16 protein-coding genes, 2 tRNA genes and 2 pseudogenes are annotated in these 17,955 nt (G+C 59.0%); 1 reads left to right on the forward strand and 19 read right to left on the reverse strand.

Features of this window, described 5'->3' with window-relative positions; genetic code table 11:
• The 17 genes and pseudogenes from P6U16_RS03060 to P6U16_RS03140 all read right to left on the reverse strand — a co-directional run bounded on the left by P6U16_RS03060 (position 1) and on the right by P6U16_RS03140 (position 15,244).
• Complete coding sequence (locus P6U16_RS03060; protein WP_277702563.1) at positions 1–1,512, reverse strand: NADH-quinone oxidoreductase subunit M; 1,512 nt, start codon at positions 1,510–1,512, stop codon at positions 1–3.
• Positions 1,512–3,533, reverse strand: coding sequence for an NADH-quinone oxidoreductase subunit L (nuoL, locus tag P6U16_RS03065; RefSeq protein WP_277702564.1), 2,022 nt, complete (start codon positions 3,531–3,533; stop codon positions 1,512–1,514). Before nuoL ends, P6U16_RS03060 begins: the two co-directional genes overlap by 1 nt.
• A gap of 7 nt (positions 3,534–3,540) precedes the next feature.
• Positions 3,541–3,849 (reverse strand): NADH-quinone oxidoreductase subunit NuoK, encoded by a 309-nt coding sequence (nuoK, locus tag P6U16_RS03070; protein ID WP_034803568.1) that lies wholly within the window; start codon positions 3,847–3,849, stop codon positions 3,541–3,543.
• 29 nt (positions 3,850–3,878) lie between these two features.
• A complete protein-coding gene (locus P6U16_RS03075; protein WP_277702565.1) occupies positions 3,879–4,433 on the reverse strand; it encodes an NADH-quinone oxidoreductase subunit J in 555 nt (184 codons plus the stop codon).
• 206 nt (positions 4,434–4,639) lie between these two features.
• Positions 4,640–5,130: pseudogene (gene nuoI, locus P6U16_RS03080) on the reverse strand (NADH-quinone oxidoreductase subunit NuoI).
• A 64-nt stretch (positions 5,131–5,194) separates the two neighbouring features.
• Positions 5,195–6,238 (reverse strand): NADH-quinone oxidoreductase subunit NuoH, encoded by a 1,044-nt coding sequence (gene nuoH / locus P6U16_RS03085; protein ID WP_277702566.1) that lies wholly within the window; start codon positions 6,236–6,238, stop codon positions 5,195–5,197.
• 20 nt (positions 6,239–6,258) lie between these two features.
• Positions 6,259–8,341: pseudogene (nuoG, locus tag P6U16_RS03090) on the reverse strand (NADH-quinone oxidoreductase subunit NuoG).
• Positions 8,342–8,450: 109 nt separating this feature from the next.
• Positions 8,451–9,041, reverse strand: a complete 591-nt coding sequence (locus P6U16_RS03095) for a hypothetical protein (protein ID WP_277702567.1) — start codon at positions 9,039–9,041, stop codon at positions 8,451–8,453.
• Positions 9,042–9,046: 5 nt separating this feature from the next.
• Positions 9,047–10,351 carry an NADH-quinone oxidoreductase subunit NuoF gene (gene nuoF / locus P6U16_RS03100; protein WP_277702568.1) on the reverse strand — a complete coding sequence of 435 codons (1,305 nt, stop codon included), beginning with the start codon at positions 10,349–10,351 and terminating at the stop codon, positions 9,047–9,049.
• 3 nt (positions 10,352–10,354) lie between these two features.
• Positions 10,355–10,588: a hypothetical protein gene (locus tag P6U16_RS03105; RefSeq protein WP_277702569.1), complete on the reverse strand. Its 234-nt coding sequence runs from the start codon at positions 10,586–10,588 to the stop codon at positions 10,355–10,357.
• 10 nt (positions 10,589–10,598) lie between these two features.
• Positions 10,599–11,738, reverse strand: coding sequence for an NADH-quinone oxidoreductase subunit E (locus tag P6U16_RS03110; protein WP_277702570.1), 1,140 nt, complete (start codon positions 11,736–11,738; stop codon positions 10,599–10,601).
• Positions 11,739–11,753: 15 nt separating this feature from the next.
• On the reverse strand, positions 11,754–12,020 hold the full coding sequence (locus P6U16_RS03115; RefSeq protein WP_277702571.1) for a hypothetical protein: 267 nt from the start codon (positions 12,018–12,020) through the stop codon (positions 11,754–11,756).
• Positions 12,020–13,210, reverse strand: coding sequence for an NADH-quinone oxidoreductase subunit D (locus tag P6U16_RS03120; protein ID WP_277702572.1), 1,191 nt, complete (start codon positions 13,208–13,210; stop codon positions 12,020–12,022). The genes P6U16_RS03115 and P6U16_RS03120 overlap by 1 nt, the downstream gene beginning before the upstream one ends.
• A 63-nt stretch (positions 13,211–13,273) precedes the next feature.
• Positions 13,274–13,879, reverse strand: a complete 606-nt coding sequence (locus tag P6U16_RS03125) for an NADH-quinone oxidoreductase subunit C (protein ID WP_277702573.1) — start codon at positions 13,877–13,879, stop codon at positions 13,274–13,276.
• Between the two features lie 18 nt (positions 13,880–13,897).
• A complete protein-coding gene (locus P6U16_RS03130) occupies positions 13,898–14,473 on the reverse strand; it encodes an NADH-quinone oxidoreductase subunit B (protein WP_158473489.1) in 576 nt (191 codons plus the stop codon).
• Positions 14,464–14,829, reverse strand: coding sequence for an NADH-quinone oxidoreductase subunit A (locus P6U16_RS03135; RefSeq protein WP_158473490.1), 366 nt, complete (start codon positions 14,827–14,829; stop codon positions 14,464–14,466). Before P6U16_RS03135 ends, P6U16_RS03130 begins: the two co-directional genes overlap by 10 nt.
• A gap of 338 nt (positions 14,830–15,167) precedes the next feature.
• Positions 15,168–15,244: transfer RNA gene (locus P6U16_RS03140), tRNA-Asp, on the reverse strand.
• 461 nt (positions 15,245–15,705) lie between these two features.
• Here P6U16_RS03140 and P6U16_RS03145 point away from each other — a divergent pair.
• Positions 15,706–15,781: transfer RNA gene (locus P6U16_RS03145), tRNA-Val, on the forward strand.
• A 116-nt stretch (positions 15,782–15,897) separates the two neighbouring features.
• On the opposite strand, the gene P6U16_RS03150 is transcribed toward P6U16_RS03145, so the two are convergent.
• Both P6U16_RS03150 and P6U16_RS03155 read right to left on the reverse strand, forming a co-directional pair.
• Positions 15,898–16,566 carry a hypothetical protein gene (locus tag P6U16_RS03150; RefSeq protein ID WP_277702574.1) on the reverse strand — a complete coding sequence of 223 codons (669 nt, stop codon included), beginning with the start codon at positions 16,564–16,566 and terminating at the stop codon, positions 15,898–15,900.
• 552 nt (positions 16,567–17,118) lie between these two features.
• Positions 17,119–17,925, reverse strand: coding sequence for a hypothetical protein (locus P6U16_RS03155; RefSeq protein ID WP_277702575.1), 807 nt, complete (start codon positions 17,923–17,925; stop codon positions 17,119–17,121).
• Positions 17,926–17,955: the final 30 nt, after the last annotated feature.

Below are 17,955 nucleotides of genomic sequence, written 5' to 3' on the forward strand. Positions count from 1 at the left end.
TCATTTCACCGAAAGCGCAACGTCCTGCGCGGCCTGCAGAGCTGCAGAGTAATTGTTCACGAGCGCATCGACCGAAGCCGCCGTAGCATCGAACACCGGTGCCGGATAGACGCCGAAGAAGATGGTCAGCGCAACGAGCGGATAGAGAAGTGCCTTTTCACGGCCCGAGAGATCAAGCAGCGATTTCAGGTTTTCTTTGTCGAGCGTGCCGAAGATCACCCGGCGATAGAGCCAGAGCGCATAGCAGGCCGACAGGATGACGCCGGTCGTTGCGAAGAACGCGACCCAGGTATTGGCACGGAAGGCACCGAGCAGCGTGGTGATTTCGCCAACGAAACCCGAAGTACCCGGCAGGCCGACATTGGCCATCGTCAGGATCAGGAACACCACCGCATATTTCGGCATGTTGTTGACCAGACCGCCATAGGCGCTGATTTCGCGGGTGTGGGTTCGGTCATAGACAACGCCGACGCAGAGGAAGAGCGCGCCGGAGACGATCCCGTGCGACAGCATCTGATAGATCGCACCCTGCACACCCTGAACATTGGCCGCAAAGATACCCATGGTCACATAACCCATATGCGCGACGGACGAGTAGGCGATCAGCTTCTTGATGTCGGACTGCATCATCGCCACCAGCGAGGTGTAGATGATCGCGATGACCGACAGCGTGAAGACGAAGGGCGCGAAATAGTCGGATGCCAAGGGGAACATCGGCAGCGAGAAGCGCAGGAAGCCGTAGCCGCCGAGCTTCAGGAGAACGCCTGCCAGAATGACGGAACCGGCCGTTGGGGCCTGGACGTGCGCATCCGGAAGCCAGGTATGGACCGGCCACATCGGCATCTTCACGGCAAACGAGGCGAAGAAGGCCAGCCACAACCATGTCTGCATCTGCGGCGGGAAATTATGGGCGAGCAGTTCTGCAATATCGGTCGTGCCGGCCTGCCAGTACATCGCCATAATGGCGAGCAGCATCAGAACCGAGCCGAGCAACGTATAGAGAAAGAACTTGTAGGACGCGTAGACGCGATCCTTGCCGCCCCAGACGCCGATGATGATGAACATCGGAATGAGGCCAGCCTCGAAGAACACGTAGAACAGGACGATGTCGAGCGACACGAAGACGCCGATCATGAACACTTCCAGCATCAGGAAGGCGATCATGTAGGCCTTCAGGCGCTTTTCGATCGTCAGCCAGCTGGCCACGATGCAGAACGGCATCAGGAAGGCCGAAAGCACGACGAACAGCATGGAGATGCCGTCCACGCCAAGATGATAGGAAATGCCGGTGCCAAGCCAGGCATGTTTTTCCACCATCTGGAAGCCCGGATTGGCAGCGTCGAAATCCCACCAGACGATGAGTGACAGGATAAACACCACCAGCGTCGTCAGAAGCGAGATGTTCAGGATGTTGCGGCGTCCGGAAACGCTGTTCTCGTTGGTCAGCAACAGGAGCGCAATGCCGACCAGCGGCAGGAAGGTGACCGCGGAGAGAATGGGCCAATCGGTCATCAGAAGGAACTCCCGAGCATCATCCAGGTAACGAGCGCAGCGATGCCGATCAGCATCACGAACGCGTAGTGATAGAGGTAGCCGGTCTGCAGGCGAACGACACGGTCGGTGACATCCATGACGCGGGCGGCAATGCCGTTCGGGCCATAGCCGTCGATGACGCGGCCGTCACCCTCTTTCCAGAGGAAGGTGCCGATGCGCTTGGCCGGACGGACGAACAGGAAGTCATAGAGTTCGTCGAAGTACCATTTGTTGAGCAGGAACTGGTAGAGCCCGCGATGCTGCTCGGCCAGATATTTCGGCGTTTCCGGCGAACGGATATACATGTACCAGGCCGTGACGAAGCCGAGGATCATGGCGATGAACGGGCTGAGCTTCACCAGCGCCGGCACGTGATGGAAATGCTCGAGCACTTCGTTTGCCGGCGACGTGAACAGCGCACCCTGCCAGAATTCTGCATAGTGATGTCCGAAGAAGTTTCCTTCGAAGACTACGCCGGCAAAAACCGCGCCGATGCCGAGAATGAACAGCGGCACCAGCATGACCATCGGCGATTCATGGACGTGGTGCATGACGTCGTGGCTCGCGCGCGGCTTGCCGTAAAATGTCATGAAGATCAGGCGCCAGGAATAGAAGCTGGTAAAGCAGGCGGCGATCACCAGCAGCGTGAAGGCAAAGCCGGACACCGAGGAATGCGCAGCATAGGTTGCCTCGATGATGATGTCCTTGGAGATAAAGCCGGCAAAGCCGAGCCCCGAGAAGGGAATGCCGACGCCGGTGATTGCCAGCGTGCCGATCATCATCATGGCGAAGGTCAGCTTGATGTGCGGACGAAGACCGCCCATGTGGCGCATATCCTGCTCGCCATCGACGGCGTGGATGACGGAGCCGGCGCAAAGAAACAGCAGCGCCTTGAAGAAGGCATGCGTGAACAGGTGGAAGATCGCCGCGCCATAGGCTCCAACGCCGAGCGCCACGAACATATAGCCGAGCTGCGAACAGGTCGAATAGGCGATGACGCGCTTGATGTCGTTCTGCACGAGGCCGACCGTTGCCGCAAAAAACGCTGTGATCGCGCCGACAACCGTAACAACGGTAAGTGCGGTAGGCGACAGTTCAAACAGCGGCGACATGCGGGCGACGAGGAAGACGCCCGCGGTAACCATGGTCGCGGCATGAATGAGGGCCGACACGGGGGTCGGGCCTTCCATGGCATCCGGCAGCCAGGTGTGCAGCAGGAACTGCGCCGACTTGCCCATGGCACCCATGAACAAAAGCAGGCAGATGCCGGTGATGGCGCCGGCCTTGTCGAGGTGCATGCCGAAGAGATTGATGACGGCTTCGCCGGCCACATGGGCACCTTCGGCAGCAGCACCGTGGGCTTCCGCCGCCGGCAGATAGGTGGAGGCGGCCGCAAAGATCGTCTCGAAGCTAACGGAACCAAAGAGAACGAAGACGCCGAAGATGCCGAGCGCGAAACCGAAGTCGCCGACGCGGTTGACAATAAAGGCCTTCATCGCGGCAGCGGACGCCGACGGCTTCTTGTACCAGAATCCGATCAGAAGATAGGAGGCAAGACCCACCCCTTCCCAGCCGAAGAACATCTGCAGCAGGTTGTCAGACGTCACCAGCATCAGCATGGCGAAGGTGAAGAGCGACAGATAGGCGAAGAAGCGCGGCCGATGCGGGTCGTGGTGCATGTAGCCGATCGAATAGATGTGCACCAGGCAGGAGACCGTGTTGACGACCACGAACATGACGGCCGTGAGCGTGTCGACGCGAAATGCCCACTCGGTATCGAACCCGCCGGACTGGACCCAGCGCATGACGGAGACCTTGATCATCTCCGTTTCGCCGATCGCGACGTCGAAGAAGACGATCCAGGACAGGACCGCGACAATGATCATGAAGCCGCTGGTGACGTATTCCGAGGCCTTGGCGCCGATCGACGTTCCAAACAGGCCGGCGATCAGGAAGCCGATCAGGGGCAGAAAGACGACAGCCTTGATAATCGTATCCATGGAGCCCTCAGCCCTTCATCATGTTGACGTCTTCCACGGCAATCGAGCCGCGGTTGCGATAGAAGACGACGAGAATTGCAAGTCCGATGGCCGCTTCGGCAGCAGCCACCGTCAGGATGAACAGCGCGAAGACCTGTCCGGTGATGTCGTTCAGGAACGCCGAGAACGCCACCATGTTGATGTTTACCGCGAGCAGGATGAGTTCCACTGACATCAGGATGACGATGACGTTTTTCCGGTTCAGGAAGATGCCGAAGACGCCGAGCGTGAAGAGAATGGCGCTGACGGTCAGATAGTGGGAAATACCGATTTCCATGATGTTTGTTCCTTGACCTCGCGTCCGTCTTATAAGCCCTGGCCCGACTTGACCTTGATCACCTCGACGGCGGTCGCGGGCGTGCGGGCAACCTGTTTGGAAATATCCTGGCGCTTGATGTTGTCGCGGTGACGCAAGGTCAGGACGATGGCGCCGATCATGGCGACGAGAAGCACAAGGCCGGCAAGCTGGAAGTAATAGATGTAATGCGTGTACAGCACGTCACCGAGTGCTGCCGTGTTGGTGCGATCCGCAACCGCCGGGATCGGCATTGAGATCGTCTTGGCAATTTCCGGCGAGAACGTGCTGCCGGCAACGACGATGATCAGTTCGGCGGCAAGAATGAGCCCGACCAGAGCACCCACCGGCGCATATTCGAGAGCCCCGGAGCGCAATTCAGCAAAGTCGATGTCGAGCATCATGACGACGAAGAGGAAGAGAACCGCCACGGCGCCGACATAGACGACCAGCAGGATCATCGCCAGGAATTCAGCACCCGTCAGCAGGAAGAGGCCGGCGGCGTTGAAAAAGGTCAGGATCAGGAACAGCACGGAATAGACCGGGTTCCTGGCCGAGATCACCATGAAGGCCGACGCCACGGCGACGAAGGCGAAAAGATAGAAAAAAGAGCCTGCAGACCCATGATCGGTGCCTTTTTGTCTTCCCCGGATCCGATGGCCGGGCGGCCACCTTCCCCACTGGCGCACCGGACATTGTCCGGCCCTCGCCCCAAATCTGTTCCGCACCGGCCACCCTATAAGAGTGACCCGATGCAACGTTCTTCCGCGACTTACCGGTAGGGCGAGTCGATGCCGATGTTGCGGGCGATTTCGCGCTCCCAACGATCGCCATTCGCCAGCAGCCGGTCCTTGTCGTAATACAGTTCTTCGCGCGTCTCGGTCGCGAATTCGAAGTTCGGGCCTTCGACGATCGCATCGACCGGGCAGGCTTCCTGGCAGAAGCCGCAATAGATGCACTTCACCATGTCGATATCGTAACGAACGGTCCGGCGCGTTCCATCATTGCGGCGCGGGCCGGCTTCGATGGTGATCGCCTGGGCGGGACAGATTGCCTCGCAGAGCTTGCAGGCGATGCAGCGCTCTTCGCCGTTCGGATAACGGCGCAGCGCATGTTCGCCACGGAAACGCGGGCTGACCGGCCCCTTTTCGAAGGGATAATTCAGCGTCGCCTTCGGCGCAAAAAGTAGCGCATCGACAGAAAGAACGCGCCAACGAATTCCTTGAGGAACAGCGAACCGACGGCTTGCGACAGACTTGCCATCATCGACCTCCAACCAAGCCGGCCTGGGAGAAGCCGGCAAAACCCTTGAATTGTTGAACCGCCATCATGCCCATCCCGTCAGCTTCAGCGTGAAGGCGACAATGATGACCATGGCGAGCGAGAGCGGCAGGAAGACCTTCCAGCCGAGGCGCATCAGCTGGTCATAGCGGTAGCGCGGAACGAAGGCCTTGACCATGGCGAACATGAAGAAGACGAAGGATGCCTTGAGCAGGAACCAGATGATCCCCGGAACCCAATTCAGGAACCAGACATCGACCGGCGGCAGCCAGCCACCCATGAACAGGATGGTCGTCAGCGAGCACATCAGGACGATGGCGGCATACTCGCCGAGCATCAGCATCATGTAAGGTGCCGAGGAGTATTCGACCATGTAGCCGGCAACCAGTTCGGATTCCGCCTCAGGCAGATCGAAAGGAGGACGGTTGGTCTCCGCCAGCGCCGAGATGAAGAAGATGATGAACATCGGGAACAGCGAGATCCAGTGCCAGTCGAGGAACGAGGCCGGCAGACCGAGGCGTGTTCCCAGACCATCCTGCTGCGCATTGACGATATCGCTGAGGTTCAGCGAGCCGACGCAGAGAAGCACGGTGACGATGACAAAGCCGATCGAGACTTCGTAGGAAACCATCTGCGCCGCGGAGCGAAGCGCGCCGAGGAACGGATATTTCGAATTCGACGCCCAGCCGGCCATGATGATGCCGTAGACTTCGAGCGACGATATCGCGAAAACGTAGAGGATGCCGACATTGATATTGGCGATCATCCAGCCATCGTTCAGCGGAATGACGGCCCAGGTCGCCAGAGCCAGCGTCACCGAGACGAGCGGTGCCAAAAGGAAGATCGCCTTGTTGGCGCCGGCCGGAATGACCGGCTCCTTGAAGACGAACTTCAAGAGGTCGGCAAAGGACTGGAACAGGCCGAAGGGACCAACGACGTTGGGTCCGCGACGCAGCTGGACGGCTGCCCAGATCTTGCGGTCGGCAAGAAGGAAGAAGGCGATGAAAATCAGGAGCGCGACCAGAAGCAGAAGCGACTGGCCGATCATGATGGCCGCTGGCCAGACATAGGTCGAAATGAAGGCGTCCATTTTGTCTTATTCCCCCGCGCTCATTCCGCCGCAGCTTTGAAATTGTTGCGTGCCAAAGCCGAGCATTCGGCCATGACGGCAGAGGCGCGTGCTATCGGGTTCGTCAAATAGAAGTCTTTGACCGGAGACGCAAACGCCGATTTCGTCATCTCACCGGCTTTTTGTGCAAGTGCGGCAATTTCACCGCTTTCGCCGGCCAGAATACCGTCGATGTCAGCGAAATGCGGATAGGCGGCGTGCAGTTTCCGGCGCAATTCGGCAAGCGAGATCAAACGGCAGCTTCTTGCCGAGCACATCGGATAGCGCCCGCAGGATCGCCCAGTCTTCGCGGGCATCGCCCGGCGCGAAGCCGGCGCGGTTGCCCATCTGGACGCGGCCTTCGGTGTTGACCCAGGTACCGGACTTCTCGGTATAGGTCGCGCCCGGCAGGATGACGTCGGCGCCATGCGCACCTTCGTCGCCATGCGAACCGATATAGACCGTGAAGCCGGCTGTCTTGCCCGAGAAATCCATCTCGTCGGCGCCGAGCAGGAACAGCACATCCGTAGCCGTCAGCATTTCAGCCGCCGTCTTGCCGCCCTCGCCCGGCACGAAGTCGAGATCAAGACCACCGACGCGGCTCGCCGCCGTATGCAGAACGGCAAAACCGTTCCAGCCTTCCGTCACCGCGCCGACAGCGCCCGCAAGCTTGGCAGCCGCTGCAAGAACAGCCACGCCGTTGCCGCCGGAGATCGCGCCCTGGCCGATGATGATCATCGGACGTTTCGCATTCGAAAGGACTTCAAAGAACTTGCCCTTGCCTGCGACCAGTTCGCCAAGCGAGATCGGTACCGGCGCCGAGATAGTCGTAGTCGTAGCGAAGCTCGCCCGGTTCGCCGATGACGCCGATCGGGAAATTGCCCATGCGGAACCGCTTGCGGATGCGGGCATTCAGCACCGAGGCTTCATAGCGCGGGTTGGAGCCGATGATCAGCAGCGCGTCAGCGCTTTCGATTCCTGGATCGTCGGGTTGAAGAGATAGCTGGAGCGGCCGAGCGACGGATCGAGTGCTGTCCCGTCCTGGCGGCAATCGAGGTTCTTGGAGCCGAGCGAGGCGATCAGTTCCTTCAGCGCGTACATCTCCTCGACGGAAGCGAGATCGCCGGCGATCGCGCCGACCCTGTCGGCAGAGGTCTTGGCCACCGCAGCCTTGATCGCGGCGAACGCCTCGTTCCAGGTTGCCGCCTGCAGGCGTCCGTCCTTCTTCACATAGGGGCGGTCAAGACGCTGGGTCTTCAAGCCGTCCCAGATGAAACGGGTCTTGTCGGAAATCCACTCCTCGTTGATGTCCTCGTTGACGCGCGGCATGACGCGCATCACTTCGCGGCCGCGGGTATCGACGCGGATGGCTGAGCCCAGCGCGTCCATGACGTCGATCGATTCGGTCTTGCCGAGTTCCCACGGGCGGGCGTTGAAGGCGTAGGGCTTGGAGGTCAACGCACCGACAGGGCAGAGATCGACGACATTGCCCTGAAGCTCCGATGTCATCGCCTGTTCGAGATAGGTGGTGATTTCGGCATCCTCGCCGCGGCCGATCAGGCCGAGTTCGGCAATGCCGGCGACTTCGGTGGTGAAGCGGACGCAGCGCGTGCAGTGGATGCAGCGGTTCATCACGGTCTTCACCAGCGGGCCGATATACTTGTCTTCGACGGCGCGCTTATTCTCATTGTAGCGGGTCGAATCGACCCCGAACGCCATGGCCTGGTCCTGCAGGTCGCATTCGCCACCCTGGTCGCAGATCGGGCAATCGAGCGGATGGTTGATCAGAAGGAATTCCATGACGCCTTCGCGGGCCTTCTTGACCATCGGCGTGGTCGTGAAGACTTCCGGCGCTTCGCCGTTCGGGCCCGGGCGCAGGTCGCGCACGCCCATGGCGCAGGAGGCTGCCGGTTTCGGCGGCCCGCCCTTCACCTCGATCAGACACATGCGACAATTGCCGGCGACCGACAGCCGCTCATGGAAACAGAAGCGCGGAACCTCGGCGCCGGCTTCTTCGCATGCCTGCAGCAGCGTGAAGTGATCCGGGACCTCGATCTCTTTTCCGTCGACTTTCAGCTTTGCCATCTTCGCACTCAATCCTGTCCTAGGTTCGCCGCTCCGAAGGGGCGAACCGAAATTATAAGGCAAACCAACCTCTACGCACCGCAGCCAGCCTGCCGCGGTCAATCCATTCTCAGCCCTTCAAAAGGGCCTTGGCCTGTTCGACCCAGCCGTCACGCGCGATCCGACCGGCAAAACCAAGCTGGTCGTCGACGCGCTTCACGTCCTTTTCCGTCCAACGGGCGATCTCGGCGAACTGCCGTATGCCCATGCCGTTCAACACCTGTTCAAGCTTCGGTCCGATGCCCGAAATCCGCTTCAGATCGTCCGCCTGCGCCTCGACGATCCGGGCGGCACGCGGCCGCTTCTGTTCCTTTGCCTTGGCGACGGGTCGAGCCACCGGTTCGGCTGCGATCGGAACATCCGCCGGATGCTGAGACGTTGCCGCCGTCTGAGGCTCTTGCCCTGCCTGCGTCGCCGCCTTTTGCGCCGCCTCGACAAAACCCTGCATGGCCCCGAACATGAACCCGGCCATCTGGCTCGTCACGCCCAGACCGATCGCCGTTGCTGCAGCCACGGCTGCCGTCGGATGGGCCATTAGCGGGTACAAACCCGGTGCCCATCCCGGCAAGCCGGCATGGTGCTCACCAGCGGCCGAGGCGAGCGGAGCATCGGCAGATTTTGCCGTCTCCGTTTCATCCCTCTGGCGGACCGGCTTTTTCATTGTTCCTACTCCGCCGCTTCCATAACCGCGCCATGCGAGGAAGAATTGCGCGTATATTCGTCGATGCGCGCCTCCATCTCCGGACGGAAATTGCGGATCAGCGCCTGGATCGGCCATGCAGCCGCGTCGCCGAGCGCGCAGATCGTATGACCTTCAATCTGCTTGGTGACGTCGAACAGCATATCGATTTCGCGCTTCTGCGCGTTGCCCTTCACCATGCGTTCCATGACGCGCATCATCCAGCCGGTGCCTTCGCGGCATGGCGTGCACTGGCCGCAGCTCTCGTGCTTGTAGAAAGCAGAGAGGCGCCAGATCGCCTTGATGATGTCGGTCGACTTGTCCATGACGATCACGGCGGCCGTGCCGAAAGACGACTTCACGTCGCGCATGCCGTCGAAATCCATCGGCGCGTCGAGGATATTCTCGCCTTTGACGACCGGGCAGGACGAGCCGCCGGGAATGACCGCCAGAAGGTTGTCCCAGCCGCCTCTGATGCCGCCACAATGTTTCTCGATCAGCTCACGGAAGGGAATGCCCATGGCTTCCTCGACCGTGCACGGCCGGTTGACGTGGCCGGAGACCATGAACAGCTTGGTGCCGACATTGTTGGGTCGACCGATCGACGAGAACCAGCCGGCGCCGCGGCGCAGGATGGTAGGCGCCACCGCGATCGATTCGACGTTGTTGACGGTCGTCGGGCAACCATAGAGGCCCATATTGGCCGGGAATGGTGGCTTAAGGCGCGGCTGGCCCTTCTTGCCTTCGAGGCTTTCCAGAAGTGCCGTCTCTTCGCCGCAGATATAGGCGCCGGCGCCGTGGTGGACGTAGATGTCCATATCCCAGCCGCATTTGTTGTTCACGCCGAGAAGGCCGGCGTCATAACATTCGTCGATCGCCGCCTGCAGCGCTTCACGCTCGCGCATATATTCGCCGCGCACATAGATGTAGGCAACATGCGCACCCATTGCGAAACTCGCAATCACGCAGCCTTCGATCAGCGTGTGTGGATCGTGGCGCATGATGTCGCGGTCCTTGCACGTGCCCGGCTCGGACTCATCGGCATTGACCACCAGATAATGCGGACGGCCGTCGCTTTCCTTCGGCATGAAGGACCATTTGAGGCCCGTCGGGAAGCCGGCGCCACCGCGACCGCGCAGGCCCGACGCCTTCATCTCGTTTATAATCCAGTCGCGACCCTTTTCGAGGATCTGCTTGGTGCCATCCCAATGGCCACGGCTCATCACACCCTTCAGCGACTTGTCATGAAGGCCGTAGATGTTATTGAAAATGCGATCTTTATCGTCAAGCATGTTCTATTCCGCCGGTTCTTCAATTATGTCGAGGCGCTTCTCGATGCGAGTAAGCCGCCGGTCCATGTAACCAATAGATTGGTAGATGTTCGAGATGTCGATATGCACCGCGTTGATCTGCGCCGACATTGACGTCAGCCTGTTGTCCATTTCACCGAGTTTGTGCTCAATGTTGGACAGTCGGCTCTGCATCGCCTTCAGAACTTCGTAGATTAGCTCGTTGGTTACCTCGGCCATACCCCTGATCCTATCGCGGCTTCTTGCCGAAAACCCGGATGTATTCGGCTTCGCCACCCTTGGCCAGCGCCTCTGCCTGTTTGACCCAGTCGTCGCGGTCGATCCGGCCCTTGAAATTCAGATAGCCGTCGACCCAGTCACGCTCGTCCTTCGTCCACCCTGCGACCTGCGCAAAGGTGAAGATGCCGAGTTCATGCAGGATGCCCTCGATCTTCGGTCCGACGCCGGAAATCAGCTTGAGGTCGTCCACCGTGGCAGGCTTTTCGATACCGGCCGGGCGACGTTCGTCCTCAAGCGACGGTTTGGCCGCTGCGGCAGCATTGGCTGGCGCCTTTTCGACGATACCGGTGTCCTTGTTATCGCCTTCCACCTTGGCGTTGGCTGCAGAGGCTGCCTTTGCCGTGGCCGGCGTCTTCAATGACGGATCGGTTTCGGCGGCATCCGTCTTCACGCGACCGGCATTGGCCGGCGGCACGGAGACCGTGTCGGCTTCTACCGCTACCGGCTCGGCGTCCGTCACCTGGTTGCGCTGGCGCACGTAAGGAGACGACAGCGTCGTTACGCCGCCAACCGGCGCCGAGAAGATGCGATCGATCTGCGGGCCAGGCTTGATATCGGCCCCCTTGCCTGCATCGTAACGGTCGATGATATAGTCCAGCTGCGGAACCGTCAGGTCCTCATAGCTGTCCTTGAAAATCATTACCATCGGCGCGTTGACGCAGGCGCCCTGACACTCAACCTCTTCCCAGGACAGCGTGCCGCTCTCGTTGGGGGTCAGCGGTTCGGGATGAATGCGCTTCTTGCACAGCTTGATCAGCTCTTCCGAACCGCGCAGCATGCAGGGCGTCGTGCCGCAGACCTGGACGTGGGCGCGGGTTCCGACCGGCTTCAGCTGGAACTGGGTGTAGAAGGTCGCCACTTCAAGCACGCGAATATAGGCCATGCCGAGCATGTCGGCGACGCCCTCGATCGCTGCCTTGGTGACCCAGCCGTCCTGCTCCTGCGCCCGCATCAAAAGCGGAATCACGGCGGATTGCTGACGGCCTTCCGGATATTTCTTGATCGTGGCCTCAGCCCACGCCACATTTTCGCCCTTGAAGGCAAAGCTCTGCGGCTGGACATTTTCCTCGGCTAGTCGACGAACGGACATTCTTCCCGCACCTTATCAGTTAATCGAACCGCACCGCGATTTCGTCAGCGTGACGAATTCACAGGCAAAGGCTGACTTGTCTTTCTGCAAAAATACAATGTAGCGCGCGCCATTCGGTACGGCCGCCTTGATTTCATAGCCCTGGGACAGGAGGCTGCCTATGCTGCCGCCTGAACCCGAAGTAGTCGTATCCTGCGATGCCGTCGCATCATCGTTTTCCTGCGCCAGTGCGGGGCAGGAAACAAGACACAGGCCGAGAAGTGCAGGAACCAGATGGCGCATCAGCGATCGACCTCGCCGAAAACGATATCGAGCGAGCCGAGCACGGCGGACACGTCCGCAAGCTGGTGTCCGCGACAGATGTAATCCATGGCCTGGAGATGGGCATAACCCGGCGCCTTGATCTTGCAACGGTAGGGCTTGTTGGACCCGTCAGAGACGAGATAGACGCCGAATTCGCCCTTAGGCGCTTCGACAGCCGCGTAAACTTCACCCTCGGGCACATGGTAGCCTTCGGTGTATAGCTTGAAGTGATGGATCAAAGCTTCCATCGACCGCTTCATCTCACCGCGCTTCGGCGGAACGATCTTGCCGTCCAGCGACGAGATAGGGCCGATCTTGGCATCGCCGAGCAACCGGTCGACGCACTGGCGCATGATCTTGGCCGATTCGCGCATCTCTATCATACGGATCAGGTAACGGTCATAGCAGTCGCCGTTCTTGCCGATCGGGATGTCGAAATCCATGTCCGCGTAACATTCATAGGGCTGCGACTTGCGCAGGTCCCAGGCAGCACCTGATCCGCGAACCATGACGCCGGAAAAGCCCCAGGCCCAGGCGTCGTCCAGTGTCACCACGCCGATGTCGACATTGCGCTGCTTGAAGATGCGGTTTCCGGTCAGAAGCTCGTCGATATCGTCCACTGTCTTCAGGAACGGATCGATCCACTTGCCGATATCCTCGACCAATTCATGCGGCAGATCCTGATGCACGCCGCCCGGACGGATATAGGCCGAGTGCATGCGCGCGCCGCAGGCACGCTCGTAGAAAACCATCAGCTTTTCGCGCTCTTCGAAACCCCAGAGCGGCGGCGTCAGCGCACCGACGTCCATAGCCTGCGTCGTGACGTTCAGCAGATGCGACAGGATACGGCCGATTTCCGAATAAAGCACCCGGATCAGCTGGCCGCGGATCGGCACTTCGGTCTTCGTCAGCTTCTCGACTGCCATCGCGAAGGCATGCTCCTGGTTCATCGGCGCGACATAGTCGAGACGATCGAAGTAAGGGACAGCCTGCAGATAGGTCTTGGTCTCGATCAGCTTTTCCGTACCGCGATGCAGAAGACCGATATGCGGATCGACGCGCTCGACGATTTCGCCGTCAAGCTCCAGCACAAGACGCAAAACGCCATGCGCCGCCGGATGTTGCGGGCCGAAATTGATATTGAAATTCCGGACGTTGTGTTCGTTCATACCGCTTGCTCCAAGCCGGATAAATCCTGCTGCGAAGGCGATCAGGCCTTCATAATAACTGCGTTACTGCGCTTTTGCCTTTTCGTCGCCCGGCAGAACATAGTCCGTTCCTTCCCAGGGCGACGTGAAGTCGAAGTTGCGGAATTCCTGCTTCAGGGCCACCGGCTCGTAAACAACGCGCTTGGCTTCGTCGTCATAGCGAACCTCGACGAAACCCGTCGTCGGAAAATCCTTGCGCAGCGGATAGCCCTCGAAGCCATAATCCGTGAGGATCCGGCGCAGATCCGGGTGGCCTGTGAACAGGATACCATACATGTCGTAGGCTTCGCGCTCGAACCAGTCGGCGCCGGGATAGACCGCGGTTGCCGACGGCACCGGCTGATCTTCGTTCGTCGCCACCTTGATGCGGATACGCTGGTTCTGCTTCGGCGACATCAGGTGGTAAACCACATCGAAACGATCCGCGCGCTGCGGCCAATCAACACCGCAGATGTCGGTGAAGTTGATGAAACCACACCGCTTGTCGTCGCGCAGGAAGGTCAGCAGCGGAATAATGCTCTCGACGGTCGAAGTCAGCGTCAGTTCGCCGAAGGTGATGACGGAATCCGTAACCAGCGCACCGCGCGCCTCGGTGATGTAGGTAGCAAGCTCGTTCAGGGCTTCACTCATTGATCCGGTCCCCTGCCCTTACCGTTCGATCGTGCCGGTGCGGCGGATTTTCTTCTGCAGCAGGAGCACCCCGTAAAGGAGCGCCTCTGCCGTGGGAGGACAGCCCGGCACATAGATATCCACCGGCACCACGCGGTCACAGCCGCGCACCACCGAATAGGAATAGTGATAGTAGCCACCGCCATTGGCACAGGAGCCCATCGAGATGACGTAACGCGGCTCTGGCATCTGGTCGTAGACCTTGCGCAGCGCCGGCGCCATCTTGTTGGTCAGCGTGCCCGCAACGATCATGACGTCCGACTGGCGCGGTGAGGCGCGCGGTGCAAAACCGAAGCGCTCGGCATCATAACGCGGCATCGACATCTGCATCATCTCGACGGCGCAACAGGCCAGACCGAAGGTCATCCACATCAGCGAACCGGTGCGTGCCCAGTTGATGAGCTCGTCCGTCGAGGTGACGAGAAAGCCCTTGTCGGCAAGTTCATTGTTGATCTCGCCGAAGAAGGCGTCATTGCTGCCGATCGGCTTGCCGGTCGAGGGATCGATGATGCCCGTGGACGCCTGAGCGACGAGCGGTGTGGTTGCTACTCCCATTCGAGCGCTCCCTTTTTCCATTCATAAATGAAGCCGATGGTCAGCACGCCGAGGAAGACCATCATCGACCAGAAACCGAGCCAGCCAATATCCTTGAAAGCCACAGCCCACGGAAACAGGAAGGCGACTTCCAGATCGAAGATGATGAACAGGATCGACACGAGGTAGAATCGGATGTCGAATTTCATGCGTGCATCGTCGAAGGCGTTGAAGCCGCACTCATAGGCCGAGAGCTTCTCGGAATCGGGAGCCTTGAACGCAACCGCGAACGGCGCGACCAGCAGAGCGATGCCGATAACAAGGGCAATACCGATGAAAATCGCGATCGGGATATAGGAACCGAGAAGGTCTGTCATTGTGTCCGTCCCTGCCCGCAAGGGGCGCCGAGAAGCGCCGAAACCAAAGCCATGCAAGCCGAAAAATATGTTGCAACGCCAAAGTGGTTAGCGCAGCCAGCGTCAGCGCGCAACCCTTGAAGCGGCTTTTCAACCCGTTCCTTCGCAGGAATGAAAAGCCCGCAAAAGCTAGCACCTCCAAGAGGTCGGTGCAAATAGCCTAAAACGATTGAAAACGCCCATTCCAGCAGGGCAGCAGCGCGTTAAACGGAAGACTCCCGAACAAAGGACATAAGGTCGCAACGCGACCGAAGCGCGCTTTTGACCATGTCTATCGAGAGGTTTTAGAAGAAGAAAAATGGCGCGAGTGACGGGGCTCGAACCCGCGACCTCCGGCGTGACAGGCCGGCACTCTAACCAACTGAGCTACACCCGCGCATTTTTCTAAAAGACCACCCTGCGGTGTCTTCCGTGTCGAACCAGCGTGTTGCGCCGTTCGATGAGCGGCTGATTAAGGGGTTCGATCCGGAGTGTCAAGCGCGTTGAAAACAAAATCATGACATTTCGAAAATTCTTTCCCACAAGCCCCGCAAATGCAGGCATCGGCCGCGAAAAGTTTTTTCGGGCGACAGGGCCTTATCCACAGATGCAGGCTGGGGCATCGAAATTTCAATGACTTGCGACGGGAATCAAAGAGGTCCATTCTCAATAGGGCCATCTTCCCGAGACGCCGGCAGGTCTGCGCAGCAATCGAAGAGAGGGTAGACTTACCGCCCGGCACCCCTTACCCGGCGACGCCAGGGCTTTGCGCTGTACCATTCAAAAAAATCGAAAAATCTTCGCATCTGCCCTTGCGGTTTCATCCAGATACGCATAGATCACGGCCACCAACACGGCGGGCGATTAGCTCAGTTGGTAGAGCGCCTCGTTTACACCGAGGATGTCGGCGGTTCGAGTCCGTCATCGCCCACCATCTTCTCCTTCCGCCTTTGTGTAATATTCGTTTTTTATCGGTTACTATTGCGCCGCATGGTCACCTCATCGCTATTTTCGTTGAGGCGAGAAGCGTCGCGACTTCTTTGTAGTGCTTCATGTGATGCTCCTGGCCTCTAGAGGATCGAAGGAGCTCCTTTTAAGCCCAGCGAACACGTCCTGGGCTTGTTTGGCCGCAATCGCTATCGCCTCTTTTTTGACAACCACAAACGTCTGGCCGTTCTTCTTGACGCGCGGCGCCGATTTATCCGCATAACGCTTCGCAATGGAGCGCATCTTTCCACCGGCCTTGGAAAGGTTTCTTTTCATCGCAGAAAATGTCTCTGTAGCCGGTATTTTGGAGGCCACTTTCTGAAGTCCTTGCCCGATGCAGTCGGAATACGCCGCACCGCCGATACCTCTGCACGACGATTGGAATTCTCGGATATGTCGAAGAATGATATGCTTTAACTTCTTATCGTAGGCTAAAGCTTTTGCGGCTGCGGAAGCCGCCGCATGCTCGGCTTTTCGTGTTTTCGCACTTTCGGACCTGCTACGCGCCGCAGCGGCGGGCGATACTGCTTCATCTGCGGGATCGGCACCAGCTTCCGGATCGACCGAGGGATCCGTTCCCCCGGTGACCGGGCTTGGATCTCCAGCACCGATGCTTCCGCCAGTATCGGTTGTGCCGCCGTTGTCGATGGTTCCACCGCCAAGGTCTGGGTCGCTTGGCGTGCTAGGGCTACCGCCGGTGTCCGTCCCACCGCTGTCGTCGGTCCCTCCCACACCAGAACCGTCGCTATCCCCGCCGTCATCCGATCCCCCATCCGCCCCTCGCCACCCGAGTCGTGCGGTTCACTTGAATCTTGGGCAAAGGTGCTTGGTGCGGTGCTTGAAATGAAAACGAAGGTGGTTAGACCCAACACTATCAACAAAATACAGGTTTGGAAAAACTTAAAGAACATTGATACCCCCAATATATTGTTACTTTTATATACAATCGCCTATATATTCGTAAATTCTTATTTATAATATCAAATCCACTAGGATTCCGTCCTCCGTCATAATTTGACGGAGAAAATTGTTTTTGCAATCAGGTAATCGTAACAACAGCGATGCTGTTCTGTTATTTTTAAACTCAAAACCAAGTAGAGTGTTTCGGGCATTATCGCGTGATTGAAGCAACCGACCTTATCGTCAAGCATTCTCTCAATTGCAGATTTTATTTCCCGCCCCGCGTCGACAGCCGCAATGTCATTACGATCGAATCGTAATGTTGCTGTACCCTGGAAAGTTGAATTAAAATTTGCATTTACGGAATCGAAAATCTGTAAACAGTTAAATCCTATGGAGCGTCACGCCAGAGCAAGCCCGCGTGGCAATATCGCAAAGATGCTCATGATGGGTGAGATAGATCACCTGCCCCACCTGCGCCATATCCGCCATCAGGCCGAAGGCATGCTCGGCGCGACCGTCATCGAAGGTTTCCATGATGTCATCGGCGATGAAGGGCAGGCTTTCGCGGGTGGCGGCAATCTCGTGATAACCGGCCATGCGCAGCGCCAGATAGAGCTGGAAGCGCGTCCCTTTGGAAAGATCGTCCGCGACCTTCGAAGCCCCGCTCGCGGCATTGGCGATCAGAAACTCACGGCCGTTCTCGCTTTGGGTCGACAGATCAGCATATTCGCCGCCACTGATCCTGTTGAAGGCGGCGGACGCGCGTTGCATCATCGCACTGCGGTGGCGCTCGCGGTAAAGCCTGAGCGCCATTTCCGTGGAAAGGATGCCGGCGCGCAGCCTCAGATAACTTATCGCCTTTTCCTCGATATCGATCAGGATCGTGCGCCGCCGCTCCTCCAGATGCGCCGCCCGGTCGTCACCTCCAATCGCGGCAAGAGCCTTTTCGGCCTCGCGACGTTCGGCATGGGCCTCGGCCGCATCGCGGTCGCACTCTTCCAAATGCAGTTCGAGCGCTGCGAGATCGCGATCGAGCTCGCCGGCATCGACGACCGCAAGGATCGCTTCGGCTTCTTCGACGCTCGCGACCTTCAGCCGGGCGCAAAGATCACGACCCGTTTCAGTGATGCGCTCGCGCAGGCGCTCCCGCACCTTGGCCGCCTCCAGCCGCACACTGACCTCGACCAATGATCTCGCAGCAGAAAAAGACCAGCATCT

The organism is Rhizobium sp. 32-5/1, from assembly GCF_029537235.1.
Classification (GTDB): domain Bacteria; phylum Pseudomonadota; class Alphaproteobacteria; order Rhizobiales; family Rhizobiaceae; genus Pararhizobium.

Coding starts and splice junctions, on each gene's coding strand:
- P6U16_RS03115 (WP_277702571.1), bottom strand. CDS start 12,020: ATGCGCCATCTGGTTCCTGCACTTCTCGGCCTGTGTCTTGTTTCCTGC.
- P6U16_RS03110 (WP_277702570.1), bottom strand. CDS start 11,738: ATGTCCGTTCGTCGACTAGCCGAGGAAAATGTCCAGCCGCAGAGCTTT.
- P6U16_RS03060 (WP_277702563.1), bottom strand. CDS start 1,512: ATGACCGATTGGCCCATTCTCTCCGCGGTCACCTTCCTGCCGCTGGTC.
- nuoH (WP_277702566.1), bottom strand. CDS start 6,238: ATGGACGCCTTCATTTCGACCTATGTCTGGCCAGCGGCCATCATGATC.
- P6U16_RS03130 (WP_158473489.1), bottom strand. CDS start 14,473: ATGGGAGTAGCAACCACACCGCTCGTCGCTCAGGCGTCCACGGGCATC.
- nuoL (WP_277702564.1), bottom strand. CDS start 3,533: ATGGATACGATTATCAAGGCTGTCGTCTTTCTGCCCCTGATCGGCTTC.
- P6U16_RS03120 (WP_277702572.1), bottom strand. CDS start 13,210: ATGAACGAACACAACGTCCGGAATTTCAATATCAATTTCGGCCCGCAA.
- nuoF (WP_277702568.1), bottom strand. CDS start 10,351: ATGCTTGACGATAAAGATCGCATTTTCAATAACATCTACGGCCTTCAT.
- nuoK (WP_034803568.1), bottom strand. CDS start 3,849: ATGGAAATCGGTATTTCCCACTATCTGACCGTCAGCGCCATTCTCTTC.
- P6U16_RS03105 (WP_277702569.1), bottom strand. CDS start 10,588: ATGGCCGAGGTAACCAACGAGCTAATCTACGAAGTTCTGAAGGCGATG.
- P6U16_RS03075 (WP_277702565.1), bottom strand. CDS start 4,433: ATGGTGATCTCGGCCAGGAACCCGGTCTATTCCGTGCTGTTCCTGATC.
- P6U16_RS03125 (WP_277702573.1), bottom strand. CDS start 13,879: ATGAGTGAAGCCCTGAACGAGCTTGCTACCTACATCACCGAGGCGCGC.
- P6U16_RS03095 (WP_277702567.1), bottom strand. CDS start 9,041: ATGAAAAAGCCGGTCCGCCAGAGGGATGAAACGGAGACGGCAAAATCT.
- P6U16_RS03135 (WP_158473490.1), bottom strand. CDS start 14,829: ATGACAGACCTTCTCGGTTCCTATATCCCGATCGCGATTTTCATCGGT.